This is a genomic window from Kibdelosporangium aridum (genome assembly GCF_900176515.1).
Lineage (GTDB): Bacteria > Actinomycetota > Actinomycetes > Mycobacteriales > Pseudonocardiaceae > Kibdelosporangium > Kibdelosporangium aridum.
The window spans coordinates 1347804-1365541 of sequence record NZ_FWXV01000001.1 but is presented as its reverse complement, the minus strand read 5'-3'; the positions used below and the strand labels follow the sequence as shown (position 1 = coordinate 1365541).

20 protein-coding genes are annotated in these 17738 nt (G+C 66.6%); 9 read left to right on the top strand and 11 right to left on the bottom strand.

What is annotated here, in order from left to right; translation table 11 throughout:
* A complete protein-coding gene (locus B9C43_RS05755) occupies positions 1 to 891 on the bottom strand; it encodes a LysR family transcriptional regulator (RefSeq protein ID WP_084424963.1) in 891 nt (296 codons plus the stop codon).
* A gap of 80 nt (positions 892 to 971) precedes the next feature.
* Here B9C43_RS05755 and B9C43_RS05750 point away from each other — a divergent pair, with 80 nt between their 5' ends.
* Positions 972 to 2033: an alpha/beta fold hydrolase gene (locus tag B9C43_RS05750; protein ID WP_084425607.1), complete on the top strand. Its 1062-nt coding sequence runs from the start codon at positions 972 to 974 to the stop codon at positions 2031 to 2033.
* A 5-nt stretch (positions 2034 to 2038) separates the two neighbouring features.
* On the opposite strand, the gene B9C43_RS05745 is transcribed toward B9C43_RS05750, so the two are convergent.
* Together B9C43_RS05745 and B9C43_RS05740 are read right to left on the bottom strand one after the other, a co-directional pair.
* The gene (locus B9C43_RS05745; RefSeq protein ID WP_033385319.1) at positions 2039 to 2914 is read right to left on the bottom strand and encodes a hypothetical protein; all 876 of its coding nucleotides are present in this window, start codon (positions 2912 to 2914) and stop codon (positions 2039 to 2041) included.
* Positions 2915 to 3030: 116 nt separating this feature from the next.
* Positions 3031 to 3789 carry a hypothetical protein gene (locus tag B9C43_RS05740; RefSeq protein ID WP_084424962.1) on the bottom strand — a complete coding sequence of 253 codons (759 nt, stop codon included), beginning with the start codon at positions 3787 to 3789 and terminating at the stop codon, positions 3031 to 3033.
* A 116-nt stretch (positions 3790 to 3905) separates the two neighbouring features.
* Between B9C43_RS05740 and B9C43_RS05735 the strand changes: the two genes are divergently transcribed.
* The gene (locus B9C43_RS05735) at positions 3906 to 4223 is read left to right on the top strand and encodes an ArsR/SmtB family transcription factor (RefSeq protein WP_033385302.1); all 318 of its coding nucleotides are present in this window, start codon (positions 3906 to 3908) and stop codon (positions 4221 to 4223) included.
* A 103-nt stretch (positions 4224 to 4326) separates the two neighbouring features.
* Here the strand turns inward: B9C43_RS05735 and B9C43_RS05730 are convergent, their stop codons facing one another.
* The 4 genes from B9C43_RS05730 to B9C43_RS05715 all read right to left on the bottom strand — a co-directional run bounded on the left by B9C43_RS05730 (position 4327) and on the right by B9C43_RS05715 (position 8307).
* A complete protein-coding gene (locus tag B9C43_RS05730; RefSeq protein WP_200825430.1) occupies positions 4327 to 5571 on the bottom strand; it encodes a vanadium-dependent haloperoxidase in 1245 nt (414 codons plus the stop codon).
* A gap of 210 nt (positions 5572 to 5781) precedes the next feature.
* Positions 5782 to 6657 carry a universal stress protein gene (locus B9C43_RS05725; RefSeq protein ID WP_235038445.1) on the bottom strand — a complete coding sequence of 292 codons (876 nt, stop codon included), beginning with the start codon at positions 6655 to 6657 and terminating at the stop codon, positions 5782 to 5784.
* Complete coding sequence (locus B9C43_RS05720; protein ID WP_084424961.1) at positions 6657 to 7088, bottom strand: YidB family protein; 432 nt, start codon at positions 7086 to 7088, stop codon at positions 6657 to 6659. The genes B9C43_RS05725 and B9C43_RS05720 overlap by 1 nt, the downstream gene beginning before the upstream one ends.
* 37 nt (positions 7089 to 7125) lie before the next feature.
* Complete coding sequence (locus tag B9C43_RS05715; RefSeq protein ID WP_084424960.1) at positions 7126 to 8307, bottom strand: NAD(P)/FAD-dependent oxidoreductase; 1182 nt, start codon at positions 8305 to 8307, stop codon at positions 7126 to 7128.
* A 126-nt stretch (positions 8308 to 8433) separates the two neighbouring features.
* Here B9C43_RS05715 and sigJ point away from each other — a divergent pair, with 126 nt between their 5' ends.
* The 6 genes from sigJ (at position 8434) to B9C43_RS05685 (ending at position 13121) form a co-directional block, all read left to right on the top strand.
* Entirely contained in the window at positions 8434 to 9372 is a 939-nt protein-coding gene (gene sigJ, locus B9C43_RS05710) for an RNA polymerase sigma factor SigJ (protein WP_084424959.1), read from the top strand.
* Positions 9373 to 9694: 322 nt separating this feature from the next.
* The gene (locus B9C43_RS05705; protein ID WP_051896170.1) at positions 9695 to 10645 is read left to right on the top strand and encodes an acyl-CoA desaturase; all 951 of its coding nucleotides are present in this window, start codon (positions 9695 to 9697) and stop codon (positions 10643 to 10645) included.
* On the top strand, positions 10645 to 10824 hold the full coding sequence (locus tag B9C43_RS05700) for a hypothetical protein (RefSeq protein ID WP_033385344.1): 180 nt from the start codon (positions 10645 to 10647) through the stop codon (positions 10822 to 10824). Before B9C43_RS05705 ends, B9C43_RS05700 begins: the two co-directional genes overlap by 1 nt.
* A gap of 53 nt (positions 10825 to 10877) precedes the next feature.
* Positions 10878 to 11903 (top strand): fatty acid desaturase family protein, encoded by a 1026-nt coding sequence (locus tag B9C43_RS05695; RefSeq protein ID WP_084424958.1) that lies wholly within the window; start codon positions 10878 to 10880, stop codon positions 11901 to 11903.
* Positions 11904 to 12062: 159 nt separating this feature from the next.
* On the top strand, positions 12063 to 12620 hold the full coding sequence (locus B9C43_RS05690) for a hypothetical protein (RefSeq protein ID WP_407657080.1): 558 nt from the start codon (positions 12063 to 12065) through the stop codon (positions 12618 to 12620).
* Between the two features lie 18 nt (positions 12621 to 12638).
* Positions 12639 to 13121: a GNAT family N-acetyltransferase gene (locus tag B9C43_RS05685; protein WP_051896172.1), complete on the top strand. Its 483-nt coding sequence runs from the start codon at positions 12639 to 12641 to the stop codon at positions 13119 to 13121.
* Between the two features lie 6 nt (positions 13122 to 13127).
* Here the strand turns inward: B9C43_RS05685 and B9C43_RS05680 are convergent, their stop codons facing one another.
* The 4 genes from B9C43_RS05680 to B9C43_RS05665 form a co-directional block, all read right to left on the bottom strand.
* A complete protein-coding gene (locus B9C43_RS05680; RefSeq protein ID WP_143446138.1) occupies positions 13128 to 13526 on the bottom strand; it encodes a hypothetical protein in 399 nt (132 codons plus the stop codon).
* A gap of 22 nt (positions 13527 to 13548) precedes the next feature.
* The gene (locus B9C43_RS05675) at positions 13549 to 14775 is read right to left on the bottom strand and encodes a kynureninase (RefSeq protein WP_143446137.1); all 1227 of its coding nucleotides are present in this window, start codon (positions 14773 to 14775) and stop codon (positions 13549 to 13551) included.
* Positions 14776 to 14845: 70 nt separating this feature from the next.
* Positions 14846 to 15670 (bottom strand): G1 family glutamic endopeptidase, encoded by an 825-nt coding sequence (locus B9C43_RS05670; RefSeq protein ID WP_160096343.1) that lies wholly within the window; start codon positions 15668 to 15670, stop codon positions 14846 to 14848.
* A gap of 137 nt (positions 15671 to 15807) precedes the next feature.
* On the bottom strand, positions 15808 to 16968 hold the full coding sequence (locus B9C43_RS05665) for an oxygenase MpaB family protein (RefSeq protein WP_084424953.1): 1161 nt from the start codon (positions 16966 to 16968) through the stop codon (positions 15808 to 15810).
* 121 nt (positions 16969 to 17089) lie between these two features.
* On the opposite strand from B9C43_RS05665, the gene B9C43_RS05660 reads away from it, so the two are divergent.
* Positions 17090 to 17731, top strand: coding sequence for a TetR/AcrR family transcriptional regulator (locus tag B9C43_RS05660; protein ID WP_143446136.1), 642 nt, complete (start codon positions 17090 to 17092; stop codon positions 17729 to 17731).
* The last annotated feature ends 7 nt before the right edge of the window (positions 17732 to 17738 follow it).

Genomic DNA, 17738 nt, shown 5'->3' with positions numbered 1-17738 from the left:
TCACCGGCGGAGAACCTCGCGGGTCACCGCCACGAAGTTCGCCACCACCGGAGGCACGGGACCGACGCGACGAGCCAGCGCCAGGTCGACCAGCCGTGTGGTCGGGCTGACCGGCTTGAACACGACGTCCGGCCGGCTGAGCCCAGCGACCGAGCCGGGGACGATGCTGACGCCGCACCCCGACGCGACGAGCCCGACAATTGTCTGCATCTGTACCGCCTCCTGTCCGACACGTGGCTCGAACCCGGCCCGTCGGCACAGCGCGGTGATCTCGTCGAACAGGCCCGGCCCGAGGTGACGTGGGAAACGTACGAACGGCTCATCGGCCAACGCGCGCACCGCGACCCGCTCCCGGCCCGCGAGCCGATGGTCGGCGGGCAACACCGCGATCAGCGGCTCACGTGACACCGGCAGCAGAGCCAAGTCGTCGGCCGGAGCTGGCAACGGCGGGCGGAGGAACCCGACGTCCACTGTGTCCGCGCGCAGCCTGGCTACCTGCTCCAGGGTCGGCAGTTCGGCGAAACGCAGCGTGACCTCCGGATACCGTGCACGAAACGCTCGCACCACGGCTGGCAGCGGGTGCACAACGGCCGAGCCGACCACGCCGATCGCGATGACCCCCGTCTCACCGCGCCCGGCGGCCCGCGCCCGCTCGCTCGCGACGTCCACAGTAGACAGGGCGGTGCGGGCGCCGGTGACGAACGCCTCGCCTGCCGCGGTGAGCCGCACATTCCTGGTGTCACGGTCGAACAACGCGACGCCGAGGTCGGTTTCCAGAGCCTTGACGAGTTGACTCAGCCGCGGCTGGGCGATGCCGAGCGCGGCGGCCGCATTGCCGAAGTGAAGATGCTCCGCAACGGCTACCGCGGCCCGCAGGTGACGCAACTCCATCTCATAGGGATATCAGATCAATCAGGGTCGATTGAGTGAAGAATCCGACATTGTCCGCCAACCGCGTGCAGCCTGGAACCATGCGAACAGTGCGCACCGCCTTCGCGGTACTTGCTCTGATGGCCACGGCGCCGGTGATGGTCGCCGCCGAGTCAGCCGGTGAACGACATCGCCTGGTACGCAAGGACTTCCACGTGCGTGGCCCGGACGGCATGGCGATCGGCGTCCGCGAAGTGCGCGCCGAACGATCGCCACGGGGCCGCCCGCTGCTGCTCGTACACGGCGCCCGGGTACCCGGAGTCGCGTCGTTCGACCTGCCGGTCGACGGCGGCTCACTCGCCGGCGACCTCGCCAACTCCGGACGCCGCGTGTACGTCGTGGACGCGCGCGGGTACGGCGCGTCGGACCGGCCACCGGAGATGAACCGGCCACCAGACGCCAGCTTGCCACTGATGACCGGCGACCACGTGGTGCGCGACCTCGACGCGGTGGTCGACTGGCTCGACGTGCCCGCAGTCGACCTGCTCGGCTGGGCTACCGGCGGGCACTGGGCGGCCTGGTACGCGAGCACGCGCCCCGAGCGGGTGGCGAACCTGGTCGTCTACAACAGCCTCTACGGCGCCGTCGACGGGCACGGCATGCTCGGCCGCGGTTCGCAATTCGAGGACCCGAACCGGCCGGGCGAGTTCAACGACGCGCTCGGCGGCTACCGCGTGTCCAGCGGACCAGACCTGTTGCCCAACTGGGACGACAGCATTCCCGTCGCGGACAAGACAAAGTGGCACGATCCGCGCGTCGTCGCGCACTACCAGCGCGCGGCACTGGCGAGCGACCCGACATCGGACGACCGCACGCCGCCGAGTTTCCGGGCTCCCAACGGCGCGATGAAGGACAGCTTCTACCTGGCCACGGGCCGTCAGTTGTGGGACGCGGGCGCCATCACCGCGCGCACACTCGTGCTGCGCGGTGAGTACGACTTCTGGTCCCGCGAGCAAGATGTGCCGACGCTTACCGCCGACCTGACGGCGGCGGCGGACGTCCGTGCCGTGACCCTGCGCCACGGCACCCACTTCGCCCATCTCGACCGCGCCCACCGCGGCCGAACCCAACTGCTGGCCGAGGTCGGCGCCTGGCTGCGATGAATCGTTCATTCGATGTGGCCGACAACGGTACGTGGAGTCAGACGGCCCTTCACGGGCTCACGGGTGACGCCGCCCGCCGCGGCCTCCGCGGTCAGCGCACCAATTGCGTCTGCGGGACGGTAGATCGTCTCGAGCAGGGTGTGCTGCTGTAGCTCAGCGACGGTACAACTGCCCCGCCGTGCCAATTCGGCCAGCAACACCCTGCGCAAGGGCCGAAGCTGCGGCGTCAGCGAGATGTCAACGGCAGTGCGCTCGATATCCAGCGGATCGCGGTATCGGATCCCCGCGAACTCGTCGACCGCCCACAACTCGTTCTTGAACGTCGCGAGATGCTTGCTGTCGCCGGTGGCGAACACCAACAGCTGGGCGCGGCCATCGTCGGCAACCAACTCGACGGTGACCATGCAGGCCGAGCCCGCCGCCCGAAGTCGCTCGCGGTGATTCTCCGTCTGCTCCGCCGCGGGCAACGCAAGCAGCACCTCCCGCGCCCTGCCACGAGCCAGCGACGTGACCAGCTGCCATGCGTCCTGCTCGGTAAGGGCGCTGTCCACGACGTCCAAGTACGCCAGCGCCGGTCCGGCCACCGAGAGGTTCGCTGGATCGGCGACTGACCGCACGGACAGCCCTGCGGGCGCCTCCCCCACCATCACCTGGCCGGTTTCTGGCCCGACAATCAGCATGTCCAGATGATGTCCGTCGAGGCGGTCGGCGAACTCACCGAAGACCTGAAACGCGTCCGCGAAGACAGTGGTCCCGGATTCGACGTAAGTGGCACTGCGGTGCGATCGCAGCACGGACACAGTCCAGGCATCGAGGTACCGCACCAGCACCTCACGCTTCACCGCGAGATGCGGGTCAGGACGCCGGACGCGCTCGGACATACATCGGTTGTACCGTGGCCGGCCTCCGAACACCAGACCTTCCACTCGCGGCAAACCGGTTCAACCTGTCCACAATGCACATTGGCGGCGCGTGCCGCCAATGTGCATTGGCGCCGTCAAGGCCGGGTGATCGTGCCCTCGACGAGGGTGGTCTGGCCGGTCACGTACTCACTCCACACGCCGACGGCCAGTTCCGCTCCCGGACGCGCGAAGCTGCGCACATAGCTCTGTCCCTTGTAGACGGCATCGAAGGTCACGTAGAACTCCTTGGTGCTCGGCCGTTCCTGCGGCGGAACGTCGCTCACCGGCAGGATCTCGTTCAGCCCCCAGCCATAGTTGTCGCGGTAGTGACCGACCACGCGTTCCAAGGTGTTCTCAAGGATGGCGCCGGTGACCGGGATGTGGATAAGCACGCCGCGCCTTCCCTTGTCGAAGGCGGTGTTGAAGACCAGTACTTCGCCCTCGCCGCCACGGTAGAACACCGCCCGGCCGGAGCCGACCTGTGAGCCCTCCGGACAGGCCGCCGCACCGTGTTTCTCGATGACCGACCGGTCGCAGGTCGGGAACATGTAGGGGTTGAAGTGCACCGAACGGTCGAACAGGAATACGAACTCCCGTGCCGCGGCCGGCTCCACGCCTGTGGTCGTGAAGCGTTGGCTGGTGAAGGAGATCCGCACGCCGTACCGAGAACCGCCGTCCTCGGTGTAGGCCACTGATCCCCTGTCGATGTTCACTGGGCCCGCCACGTCAGGCTCGTACGGCCGCTGCGGGCCGAACGGCGTTGGGTGCGGGTACGACTCGCTGGCCAAGGCCACCGCAGGTGTGGCGACGAGCGCCAACACAGCGGTGAGGCCGATCAGATTACGGGCACGCATGGGTGATACCTCCCAGTCTGCCTCTTTTCGATACCCATCGAATAGACCGGGTCAGGAGTAGAGTCTTCGTGAGGTATCGAAGAGAACCAGGAACATCGACAGCGAAAGGACAGCTTGTGCCCTTCGGCCGCTGGGCCGCCGTCTCCCACCCCGAACTCGACGAAATCACCGTCGACGACGTGCTGCACGCCCTCGCAGACCCCACCCGGCGCGCGATCGTCCGGCTGCTGCAGGCCGAGGGCGACCGGCCCTGTGGCACATTCGGGCTGCCGGTAGCCGCTTCGACGCTGAGCCACCACTTCCGAGCCCTGCGCAAAGGCGGCATCATCCGCCAGTACGACGAGGGCAGGCAGCGCATGAACACGTTGCGCACCGACGAGCTGGACAAGAAGTTCCCTGGCCTCGTCGCCGCCGTGCTCGCCGCCGGAAACTGACAGCGACCGGACGGCTGCCTACCAAAACACGCTTCGCATCAGCCGATGGTCCGCGGGCAACGCCGCGACACCGTCGGCAGCCCGTCACCAGAAACGATCAGGGTTATCGGCGCGGCTGGAAGTACCGCTTCGCGATGTGCTTGCCGACGGCCGTGCCGAGTGTGGTGCCGTCGACATCCGCGGAGCGGAAGTGGATACCGGCCCAGATGCGTGCTCCGACGACTTCGGCGGTCGCCTGCGAGAAGCTGGTGAAGTGCCGCGTTGTGCCGCTGTCGACGCTGAACGCGCTGAAGGAAACGTTGTCCCGGCCGAAGAAGTACGCGTACGCCGTCATCTGCGCGGCGGTGCGGCAGGTGTGGCCGGAAGGGTAGTCGGGGTTCGGCGGGGTGACGACCAGCGGAGTCCAGTTCGGGTCGGCCGTGGTGGCGGGGTTTCCGTCGGTGTCGGCGGACCGGATGGCGGTGACCGGCCGCCAGAAGTGCCAGAACTCCTTGTCGTTGGCGCAGGCGATCGCGCCGTCTGTGCCGGTGAAATCCGCGAGAGCGTAGAAGCGCGCGGTCTCCAGCACGCTGAGTCTCTGGGTGACGGCAAGGTCGCGCTTCATCCCCCAGCTGACGGATCGGCGGTCGTGCCACCAGAGCGCAGCATCGGTCTGGTCGGCGGTACGGACGGTGCTCTCCTTCGAACCGAGCACCTTGACCTCGTTGAAATCGCGGGTGTAGGTGTGGCTCGTGACCGCGGGCGGCCCCGGGGTGCGGAACATCGTGGCGTCCGGAATGCCAAACGGCTTCAGGAAACCAACCCAGGCGCCGGTGTTCTCGAAGCCCGGCGGAGTGGTGCGGTACTCCCCCGGCTTGGTGCCGACGGTCCACAGCCGGGGGTCGAAGGCACCGTCGTTCTGCCGCGACTTGATCATCGCGGTCGCGGCTTCCGCACCGACTCGCACGCCACCACGCTTCGCCGGTCCGTCCGGGATGCCGGCGAGCCACTCGTCGTACTGCGCACGCAGTCTATCCTTCTGTGCCGGGAAAATGGCGTCCAGCACCCGGTAGGCGGCTGTGCCGACGGCTGCGTCCGTCGACTCGCGACCATTGGCTCGCGGTGCGACGAGGTAGGGATCGTATGGCGTGCCAGCGATTGCGTTGACCGCGTCGTAGACCGCACCGCTGACCATCGTGAAGCCGCGCCCGGCGATTTGCGGCGGCGCCTGCTGCGCGACGTCCCAGATCGCAGTCTGCGCGTTGATATCCCACACGACGACCGCGTTCGGTGACACCTCCGCATCAGCGGCAGTCGGTGGAGCGAGTGTGAGCGGCGCTGCCAAAGCGAAAGCTACGAAAACCGCCATGCGACGCGTGATGACCATCGTCAACCCCAGACACATCCAAACGGCATCGGCACCGCTACGCAACGTATCGCCATGCGTCCCACGGGCGCAATACCACGCTTCCCGTCAGCACCTGCCGTTGACAGTCCACAAAGGACACCGGATGTCGAAGAACGCCGGAAACAGTCCGAACGGTTCCGCGGCAGCGACGGCGACACACCGCCCTCTGGGCTAGTTGTCCGTACGGGCGCGGACGACGGCGACCGGGCACGGGGAATGGTGCAGCACCGCGTGGCTGACCGAGCCGAGTACGAGACCGGCCGCGCTCCCCCGGCCGTGTGACCCGACGACCACGAGCTGGGCACCGGTCGCATGCTCGATCAAGGTGTGCGCGGGCCGGTCCCGCACCACCACGCGCCGCACCACCACGTCGGGATACTTCTCGCCCCAGCCAGCCAGCCGCTCAGCGAGCAGCCGATGCTCCTCGGCCTCGACGGCGTCCCAATCCACCATGAACGCAGCGGCGGTTTCCAGAGCTCTGTCGCTCCAGGCGTGCACCGCGATCAAGGGCACCGCGCGTGCATCCGCTGCCTCGAAGGCAAACTCCAGTGCCGCTTCGCTGACCGGCGAGCCGTCGATGCCGACCACGACAGGACCGGCCGATCGTTGCCCGCGGACCACGACAACCGGGCATTCCGCCCGCGCGGCCAGCCCGATCGCCACCGAACCGACCAGCAAGGAAGTAAATCCGCCAAGGCCGCGGTCGCCGATCACGATCAGTCCCGCGCGGCGCGACTCGGAAACCAGTATCGGCACCGGAAAGCCGTCGACGACGTGTTCACTGATCTCGACGCCTCCACCGGCTGCCGAGGCAGCCGCCGACACGGCTTCACGGGTGCTTTCCAGCATCGCCTCGCGGTACTGACCGCCAAGCCCGAGGTCGCCGACGTGTTTGGCGCCAGACCAGCCAAAAGCACTGATCAACCGCACCGAAGTCCCGCGCAGTGCGGCTTCCTGAGCTGCCCATCGGGCGGCCTCGATCGCCGACGACGATCCGTCGATGCCCACAACGATCGGCGCGTGTCGTCCCATCTGGCTGGCGTCCATCAGTGCACCCGGGAGCCGAAGGATCCGGCCGAGCGGTCGTCATCCGCGCTCGCTTCAGCGATCTCCCGGGCAAGCCGGTCCGCGTCGACAACCGCCCCGCCAGGACTGACCGCGTCCACGAGGTCCGGCAGTACGGCGGCGAGCTGCCAGGCGACAATGCCCGGACTGGCGCTCATCAGCTGAGCGAGGTCGTCGATCGCGCTGTCACCGATCGTCATCCGAACCTGTTCGACGGTGATGGCCTTGTTGACCGCACCGTCGGAAAGCCAGCTGCCGTACTGCTCTTTGGTCGTCGTTTCGGCGAGGTGGAGCAGTACGGCGTGCAGGCGTGCCGCGGCGGAGCCGCCGGATGGTGGCGTCACCGACGCCATGGCGAAGATCAGTTCCCGTACTTCGGGATCGTCGAGCAATGTGGACAGTTTGCCGTTCATGGTCCTGCTCCGTTTCGCCACTCCGTCGCGTCACCACTTACGACAAGGCAACGCCGCGATCTGTGACAGCTGGCGTCACGGGGCGAGGGCCGCCCTTCAAGTAGATGACCGAACCCGGCTTGCGGGCCTCGCGGCGGATCCGTGACACCGCGAGCTTGCAGGTCATCTCCTTGATCGCCGCGCCCATACGGCCGCCGATGTACGCGTTCACCGCGGTGTCGTCCTTGCGGGCGAACTGTCGTATGCCGGCACGTCGGCCAATGCTGACACATGCCCCGGAGAAGCCCAGGTTGATCACCGTCGGTTCGGTTCCCGCGATGCGACTCAGCACGGTGTCGGCCGCCTGTGCCCCGAGCGGCCCGGCGGCGTAGCAGCTCATCCGCAGCGGCTGGCCCGATGGTGCGGCTGCGTCCCCGGCGGCGATGATCCGATCGTCGTCGACGCTGGTCAGCGTCTCGTCGGTGAGCAGACGGCCGAGCGCGTCGGTACGCAGCCCGCTCGCGGCAGCCAGCCCCGGCACGCCGAAACCACCCGCCCAGATGGTCAGTGCGCTCGTACGCACGCCGCCGTCGGCAAAGACGACCGAATCCGCTCGGACCTCGCTCACCACGGCGCCCTCGATCACTGCGACACCGTGCCGGGACATCCACTTGGCAATGTGCCGGCGACCCGGTGCACCAAATGACGGCGCCAGGGTCTGGCCGCACACAAGCGTCACCCGGCGTCCTTGTTCGGCAAGCTCAGCGGCCGTCTCAATGCCGGTCAACCCACCGCCGACCACCGTGACCGGAGCGTCGAGGGGCAAGTCCGCGAGCCTGGCACGCAGCCGCCGCGCGGGCTCGAATTCAGCGATGTCGAACGCGAACTCGGCTGCGCCGGGCACCGATGGCGGTACCGCCGCGGTGCTGCCGACGGCGTAGATGACGTAGTCGTAGTCCAGCGCGCTGCCCGACGCCAGCCGCACCGCACGGGCAGCGGTGTCGATGCGCGTGACGCTGTCGACGACCAAGCGGACGCCCTCGCCAAGTAGCGTGCCGTAGTCGACCGTGGCCTCGCCGGTACCGGCCACGAACTGGTGCAGCCGGACTCGGTCGACGAACTCCGGGCGGGGGTTGACCAGGGTGATGTCGACGTCGGGGCGCATCCGCAGATGGTTGGCCGCGAGCGTGCCGGCGTAACCGCCGCCGATGACGACGACCTTGTTGGGTGTGTAGTGCATGGTGAGGTTCCCTTCTCGATCTCACCACACCGACAACCCACCACCGCGGAATGTGAGGCCTCACAGTTCACCGCGCTGTCTTGTCGGATGGGTGAGTGAGGACGCGATCAAGGGAGCCGACGACACATGACCAGCCAGTCCGAGCCGGAAGATGGCCAGCTGAGCGCGATCGTCAACGAACGGCGCCAGCTGATCAACCTCGCGTACCGGCTCCTCGGCTCCCTGGCCGACGCCGAAGATGTCCTGCAGGAGACCTACGCCCGCTGGTACGCCCTGTCCCGCGAACAGCAGGACGCCATCGAGTCCCCCGGCGCCTGGATGTCCAAGGTCGCCAGCCGGATCTGCCTCAACATGCTCACCTCGGCACGGGCCCGCCGCGAGAGCTACGTGGGCGAATGGGTGCCCGAGCCACTGCCCGAAGCGCTGCCCGAACCCGCGGAGTGGATCATCGACCCGGCCGACCGGGTCACCCTCGACGAGTCGGTCAACATGGCCTTCCTCGTCGTGCTCGAATCGATGACCCCGGCCGAGCGCGTCGCGTTCGTCCTGCACGATGTCTTCCGGTACTCCTTCGCCGAAGTGGCCGAGATCGTCGGCCGTACGCCGGCGGCGTGCCGCCAGCTGGCCTCCTCGGCCCGCCGTCGCATCCGCACCGTGCGGGCTCCCGCGACACCGGCAACCCACCAGGCCCGCATCGTCAGGGACTTCAAGCAGGCCTGGGAGGCCAAGGACATCAACGCCCTGATCAGCCTGCTCGACCCCGATGTCACGGCGATCTCCGACGGCGGCGGCCTGGTCAGCACCGTGCTGCACCCGATCGAAGGCGCCGAAAAGATCATGCGCTCGCTGATCCTTCTTCAGGGCAGGCTCCGCGATCTGACGCTCCTTGAGCGGACGGTCAACGGCCAGCCCGGCCTGATCGCGCAGGAAGACGGCGTCACCGTGTCGGTGTACGCGTTCGAGGTCGCCGGCGACCGGATCAAGCGCATCTGGGCGGTACGCAACCCCGACAAGCTCCGGCCGTGGACAACGGGACCTCGGATTCCCGGCTCGCCCACCCGGTGACCTGATGTGCTCGCCGCCGAGCGCTCCTGGCGGGGCCCGTACACCGATTTGCCAGCGCTCGGCAGCACCAGGGGCAAATTTCGGCCTTCTCCGCAGTGACCGCTCGGCGAATTCAAGATTCCCTGACGGGTTGTCTGGCCGCTGATGCCGTATCGTCGATGCTACGACGGGCCTGCCGAACGCTGACGGCAGTGCCTTGCTCCCTGCTACGGCGTGTCGCGCCGACCTGGCGGAGGTCAAGCCAGGGTTCTTCCTTCCGCAGCGATCGCGCGTGCCGACTTTCCTGGCTGCGGACCCACCGAGACAAAGGTAATTAGTGACGATAACCGCCCCTACCCGCAACGTCCCCAAGCCGTTGTTGTCCAGCCGCGCCACCCGCGCGGAGCTGGTCACCATCCGGGCTTTTCTGATCATCCCGTTCGTGGTTCTGCTCGCCGCCATACCGTTGGTCTGGGGGTGGGGGATCACATGGGTCGATCTGACCGTCGCCGCGGTGTTCTATGTGGTGTCGTCGCTGGGTATCACGGTTGGGTACCACCGCTATTTCACGCACGGCTCGTTCAAAGCGAACCGTCCACTGAGGATCATGCTGGCGATCGCGGGTAGTTTCGCCGCGCAGGGGCCGGTGATCACGTGGGTGGCCGACCACCGGCGGCACCACGCTTTCTCCGACCGCGAAGGCGACCCGCATTCGCCGTGGTTGTTCGGCACGTCGCCGCTCGCACTGGCGAAGGGCTTCTGGCACGCGCACATGGGCTGGCTGTTCGGCCGCGACCGCACCAACATCGAACGGTTCGCCCCTGATCTGGCCGCGGATCCCGGGATCCGGTTGGTTGACCGGTTGTTCCCGTTGTGGGTCACGCTCAGCGTGCTGCTTCCCGCCGTGCTCGGCGGCGTGATCACGCTGTCCTGGTGGGGTGCGCTGACCGGGTTCCTCTGGGCCGGGCTGGCCAGGGTGGCGTTCCTGCACCACGTCACGTGGTCGGTGAACTCCGTCTGCCACATGATCGGCGATCGCCCGTTCACCAGCCGGGACAAGTCGGCCAACTTCTGGCCGCTGGCCATCCTGTCGATGGGCGAGTCATGGCACAACACCCATCACGCCGATCCGACGTCCGCGCGGCACGGTGTCCTCCGTGGACAGATCGACATCTCGGCCCGGCTGATCTGGGTGTTCGAGAAGCTGGGCTGGGCCCGCGGTGTCCGCTGGCCAACGCCGCAGCGGCTGGCCAGGCTCGCTCGACCGGCTGCGGCGCAACACGAGGGAGCCTGATGATCGGCAACGACCACGACCGGATCGCCGAAGCACGCGCCGACGAGCAGGCAAGGTTGACCCGCTTGGTCGACGGCCACGCCATCGACGCCCAGGACCGGGCGATGCTGATGGCGATGCTCGGCCTGGACGACCGGGCGCCCGCGCTCCGGACGCCGCACGTCGGACCGCTCAACTGAAGTCCTAACAGGGACACACCGTTCCCTCATCACGCGCAGAACGGCGGACACCCATGACTGGCGTACCGGTCGCACCCGTCACCACCCGAGGTAGCGATTTCGCCGACTTGGCTCGGCAGATCAAACAAGCTGGACTGTTGCAGCGCCGGATCGGCTACTACGTGGCCAGGATCGGCGCCAACGTCGTCCTGCTGGCAGCGGGTGCGGTCGCGTTCGTCATTCTGGGCGACACGTGGTGGCAGTTGCTCACCGCCGCGTACGTCGCGATCGTGCTGACGCAGTTCGCGTTCATCGGTCACGACGCCGGCCATCACCAGATTCTCCGAACCCGCCGTGGCAACGCCATCATCGGGTACGCACACGGTGCGTTCACCGGAATCAGCTACGGCTGGTGGATCGGCAAACACACGCGTCACCACGCCAACCCCAACCAGGAAGACGCCGATCCCGACATCGACATCCCCGCGCTGGCGTTCAGCGAGGAACAAGCTGTGGCGAAACAGGGATTCCTCCGCTGGATCGCCAAATACCAGGCCCTGCTGTTTCTGCCGTTGCTGATGACGCAGGCGATCATGTTGAAGGCAGCCGGTATCGAAGCGCTGATGCGAAAGCAGGTCAAAGCCGCCGCGGTCGAGGCAGCACTTCTGGTGGGTCATCTGGCGGTCTACACAACCGCTGTTTTCCTCGTGCTCTCACCGGCACAAGCGGTGTTGTTCATTGTTGTGCACCATGCCGTGATGGGCGTGTACCTGGGGCTCTCGTTCGCACCGAACCACAAGGGCATGCCGATCCTGCCGGCGGGACAGAAGGTGGACTTCCTGCGCAGGCAGGTGCTGACGTCCCGCAACATCACCGGCGGCCGATGGGTCGACTTCCTGCTCGGCGGGCTCAACTACCAGATCGAGCACCACTTGTTCCCGAACATGCCGCGCCCCAACCTGCGCCGCGCTCAACCACTCGTGCAGGCTTTCTGCCACCAACGCGCCGTGTCCTACACCCAATGCAGCATCGCGGCCTCGTACGCCTGGGTGCTACGACACCTGCACACAGTTGGCGCCCCACTGCGCGCACGCAGTTGAAATGCAGGGCACCAGTTTGTCCACATCGGATCTGAATTCGCACTGTGCCGCTTGGAAGTAGCTTCTGCTAGGTTCGCTGGAATGCGCTTAGCCTTGACGCAACAACGGAAAAGGGTCCCGTTCATCGGGACATTCGCGGCAATCGCGTCTGTTCTCGTAATGGGCCTGCTGGGCCCGGGAACAGTTGCCAACGCGACGCCCGCGCGGAACTGTGAGTGCGCGACGCCGTCAATCGACCGGCTGCAACAGTGGATCGCCAGCGGCGAGGGCACGACCGTGCCGGCGACTGGGAGCCTGCTTGTCCGCGAGGGCAGCAGGTACACGGCCAAGGTCGAGTTCCTCAACGTCGAGTGGCACGTGGTGGTCGTGTGGCTGGCCAACCAGTTCGAGGCACAGGTCGACCTTGGTAAGTCGTCGGGTTTCTGGATGACCTACAGCGCGACCGACGATCTCTATGTCCAGTTGCGCCCGGCGTCGCATTGGAGCGGCGGCGACAAGTGGCTCACGCTGGTGCCTTCGACGGGTGGGAAGGTCGTGCGGAAGTTCTTCAGCTTCTCCCCCAACGCCTGGATGACGCTGCCTGAACTGGGCACGCCGTCCTATTCGTTCGCGTCGGCGCTGCGCGAGGCACGCGGATTCGTTTTCGTTGGAAAAACGCCGAACAAGCTCCAGTTCCGTGGACTGCACATCGACGGCTACCGGCCACCCTGCCTATAGGCATCTAAAGTGCACTGTATGACTGTGCGCTCTGCGGAACCTGAGGACGCTGCTGCGGTGCTGTCATTGTTGGAGCAACTCGGCTATCCGGACAATGACGAGGAGAGTGTCCGGCAACGACTGGAAAGCTGGGCCGCTGAGCCTGCCGGCGCAGTGCTGGTCGCGGAGCACGACGGCCAGATCGCCGGTGTTGTCGCTGTGGCATCGTTGCCGTTTCTCGAACGGCCAGGCCGTTGGGGGCGCGTCGTGGCGATCGTGACGTCGGATGCCATGCGCGGGCAGGGAATCGGCAAAGTGCTGATGGCGCACGCGGAGGACATCGCGCGAGGTTTCGGCTGCATGCAGATGGAGGTGACAAGCGCGAACCGGCGGGCCGACGCACACGCCTTCTACCACAGCCTCGGCTATCAGAACTGGTCCGATCGGTCCGGGAGGTTCATGAAGGACCTTGTGCCGGGCTTCTCCTCCGGCAGCTACGCGGCCCGCTTCCCAGCCGAGTAGTCCGCCTCAGGTGGCCTGCTGCTTTCGGCTGTGTCGCCACTCGGCGGCCCGTCGGTAGTACTGGTTCGACGGGGTCATGTAGACGAGAACGGCACCTGTCCCGTAGAAGGCCGTGGCGATCAGGACGTAGATCGCGGCCTGCTGCGTTCTGGCTTCGTCCACGTACTCGACGGCGCCCGGCAGCCATTGGACCGTCAGGAAGGCCAGCACGATCACCGACACTGTCCGGGCCCAATTGAAGCGGATCGCGAGCAGGGAGAGCACCAGGGCCAGTGATGGCAGGCTCGTGTGCGTACTCCCCGAGCCGCCGAGGTTCGCCGCCGTCATACCGAACAGCAAAGCTGCCAGTGGCAGCGCCACGAGGGCGGCGATCAGCACGGGAGGGCGCTGGGGACGCTCGTTCATGCTCTCAGCGTGCCGTGTTACGTCAGGGACCGGTCCCGGCGACGTCGCTGATCACGCTCAGTGCGTGCCAGACCTCGGCGTAGCTGGTGGTGAGCGGGCTCAGCCCGACGCGGATCCCATCCGGGTTGCGGAAGTCGATGATGACGCCATTGTCGATCAGCCTCTGGGACAACCGTTCCGCATCGGGATGCCTGAGCATGACGTGCGCGCCCCGCAGTTCGTCCGACCGCGGTGAGGCCACCGTGAATCCCAGCGGAACCAGCCATTCGTCCGCCAACTCGATCACCAACCGGCCCAAGGCCTGCGCCTTCGTCCGCACTCGGCCGATCCCGGCCTCGGCCAGCAGGGCCACGCCCTCGTCGACGCCGACCATCCCGGTGATCGGCGGCGTGCCGGACAACGCACGGCGGATCCCGGGCGCCGGGCGGAATCGGTCGGCCATGGCGAAAATGTCCTCCGCGCCGATCCAGCCGGTGATCGGTTGCCGGAAACCGTTGTGGTGCTTGGAATTGACGTAGAGAAACGCGGGCGCACCCGGACCCGCGTTGAGGAACTTGTACGTGCAGCCGACCGCGAAGTCGACGCCGGCGGCGTCCAATTCGACTGGCATCGCTCCCGCGCTGTGGCAAAGGTCCCACACGACAAGCGCGCCACGGCCGTGCGCGATGCGGGTGATGGCAGCCATGTCCGCGACCGCCGCGGATCGGTAGTCCACATGGGACAACACAACGACCGCGGTGCCGTCACCGACGGCAGCGTCGACATCGTCGGGTCGGACACCGGTCAACGGGTCCGGGGAGATCCGCTTGACAGTCAACGCGAACTGCTCGGCAATACCGTCCACAACGAACCGGTCAGTCGGGAAGTTCGAGGTGTCCGTGACGATCTCGATCCGGCCTGGGCGCAGTGCGAGAGCGGCCCTGACGGTCTTGTACAGGCACACTGACGTCGAATCGGCGACAATCACCTGCCCCGGCGCGGCGCCAATGGCGACCCGGCCGAGCTCGTCGCCGACACGCTCGGGCAGCGTGAGCCATCCCTCTGACCACGAGCGGATCAGGCGGGAGCCCCACTCGTGGCGCACGAGGTGTTCAAGCCGCTCCGCCGTGGCCAGCAGCGGACGGCCCAGGGAGTTGCCGTCGAGGTAGGCCACCAGACCGGGGTCCACGATCGGGACAAAGCGGTCACGGTAGACGGCCAGTTCATCGTTGGCGTCGAGTTGTTCGGCCCAGTCACGCGTTGTCGCCACATAGATCTTCTACCAGGTCCGCGCCCCGCCTTGGTGGTGGATCGCTCCACCACCAAGGCCGCGCCGGGTTCTACTCGTGGATCACCTTGAACGCGAAGTCGTTCAGCCGCACCGGTGTCGCCAGCTTCGTCCCGTCGAAGTCGACCATCGTGGTCGGTGTGCCGTTGGTCAGCAGCACCGTCGGACCGGAGGCCGAGGCGGACAGCTCGTCGAAGTACACCGCACCGAACTTGGCCAACGGGCTGGGGCGGTCGGCGACCAGGCCGCGGCTCACCCCCGCGTTGATCGTGACCGCGGGCGGGAAGCCCGTCTCCATCTGCACGTTCACGGTCTGCTTCGTGGTCTGGTTGGCCAGGAAGTAGTGTGCTGTGCCGGTTTCGTTGGTCAGCAGGCACAGGGTCGCGCTGATGGTGTCACCGGGCCGCACCGGCAGCCCGACCTGCGCGCCGGTGTGGATCGTGATCGCCGATGTGACGTTCTGCGCCGGATCCACCGACATCGATACGTGCACGTCAAGAAACCCAAGGCCGAAGAACGTGCGGTAGCTGTTCGGCAGCTGGCCGAGGCCGGTGGTGTAGTTCAGATTCGGCACCGTCCACGTGCCGGAGAACATCGTGATCGGGCCGCCGTTGCTGAACAGTTCGAAGCCACACGACATCAGCTCCGGCAATTCCGCAATGGTCGGATCGACCGGTTGTGTCGCGGGTGTCAGCCGGGGCTCGAGGTGTTCGTACCCCTGATAGCGGCGGGCCCGTTGTTCCCACAACGCCGCGGGCACAGGTTGTGTCCGCGGGTCGGGACGTTGCGGCAAGCCGTAGCGCATCAGGTCGGTTTTGCTCGCCGTGAGTGCGTCGAATCCCGCTGGCGCGGGCGGGAAAATCGTCACGTCCGTCATCGCACGGCTCGATCGGTCAGGTAATTCATCACAGTCCCTCCCCTGAAACGTGTACAGCAGCGTAAACCGCCGCTTTCGTTGATCAGTAGGACTGTTCGTGCCACTCGAAACGGACAAAACGTTGTCAGCCATTGCATTCAGGAAGGCCGGTTGGCATCCGGTATCTCGATGCTGATCTGCTCGCCACCGGACAGGTAGAACAGGATGTACTTGCGGATGGCCTCGTCGAGGGTCCAGGCGATCTTGGGCACCAGCGGCAGCGGGGTCAGGTTCTCCCGCAACGCGATCCATGCCGGGACTCCGGTGCGGATCAGCGGTTCCCAGACCACTTCACGGGGAATCGCGGCCATGTCGGCGGCCCGGTCGCCGACCACGTAACGGGCGAGTGCGTTCAGCAACGGCCGCGTACTCCCGCCGGGAGTGATTCCCTTGGCGGAGATGTCCAGGATCCGGTCGGCCAGGTCGACGCCCTCGCGGGTGCGTCCCATCGCCGGGTCGAGCACCTGTTTGGACTGGGCGTTGGCCGCTTCCCATGTGGCGGGGATGAATTCGTCCCGGATGCCGAGCATGTGCGCGGTCACTTGCCAGACGTGCAGAAACGCCGCGGACTCGGCCGGAGTGACCCGCACGCGCCATTCGGTCAGCTTGCGCATCACATAAGTGGGCAGCGTGTGCCAGGTGACGAGCATGTCGTTCTGGCTGATCGGAATTCCCTGTTTCCAGTAAGGGGATTGTGGCAGCAGATGCCGGACGGCGGCGTGCACCAACCTGGTCTTGACCGCGGTCACCAGTAAGTGCCCGTCCGGCTGGAATGCGTTTCGCTCTTGGATGTCGTACCCGAGCTTGCCGGTCTTGGCCGCGCGATCCTTCAAATCCGCGCCACCCTTGGAGTAGTAGACCGCACGAGCCTCGTTGGGAATCGCACAGCTGAGCATGCCACCACCCAGCCCGTACAACAGGATCAGATAAGTACCTTTGGTCTCAACGAAATCGGCTGCGCGATCTAATGTGGACTGATTCGCCCACGACGGCAGCTCGCGGGCCTTGTCGATGAACGCCCGCAAGTCCGCGGGCAGCCCGGCGGGCAGCGGCTGGTCGTTGCGGGTCCAGGTGCGCAGCAGGCGGTTCACCTCGGGGACCTGACCGCGGTCAAGGATCGACGCGACCACCGGATCGGCCTCGGGGTCCCATATCCAGCGCGGATCGGAACCGCTTGCCTGTGCGGGCGTGGCCATGCTCAGCGCACCGAGCGCCCCACTGCCCATGATCAACATCTTGCGTCGGCTGATTCCCTCCATACCCCGACTCCTCCTTGAGTCCGGTGGAACGTCGCTGATACTGTGATACAAGATGTGTAACCGCGTATCTCCAGGAGACCACGAGCCAGGCCCCAGCACCAGCCCCAATCTTGGACAGGCCATGACAGCGGACTCGGATTCGTTGCTGGAACGCGCGTTCGCCGAAGCTGTCGAACGCGCCGACGACAGCGACGAGATCACCACACGCGTACTGGACGGCGCGTACGAACAGTTCTGCCGGATGGGCATCCGGCGGTCCACCATGGAGGACGTGGCCCGGCGAGCCGGCGTTTCCCGCATCACGGTCTACCGCCGCTTCACCACGAAGGACGCCTTGGTCGAACAGGTGGTGCGGCGCGAGTTCCGCCGGTACTTCGACCAGTTCCTGATCGACATCGAGCAAGCGAAAACCCTCGCCGACCGGGTTGTGCTCGGCTTCGTGAGCTCACTGCAGGCCATCCGGCGCAACCCGCTCATCGGTGGACTGCTGGCCATCGAGCCGGATGTGCTCCTGCCGTCCATGATGAGCGACGACGGCCGCACACTGGCGACCGTCCAGCGGTTCGTCGCAGGTCAACTCCGCCGCGAACAACACGCGGGAAACCTCGCCAGTGACGTGGACGTGGAACTCGCCGCCGAGATGATGGCCCGGGTGTCGGCCTCATTCCTGCTCATGCCCAGCCACGTGGTCGACCTCGACGACGACGAACAGCTGCGTACCGTCGCCCGGCGGTTCCTCGTGCCGATGCTGGAGCCGCGCTAGAGGTTGT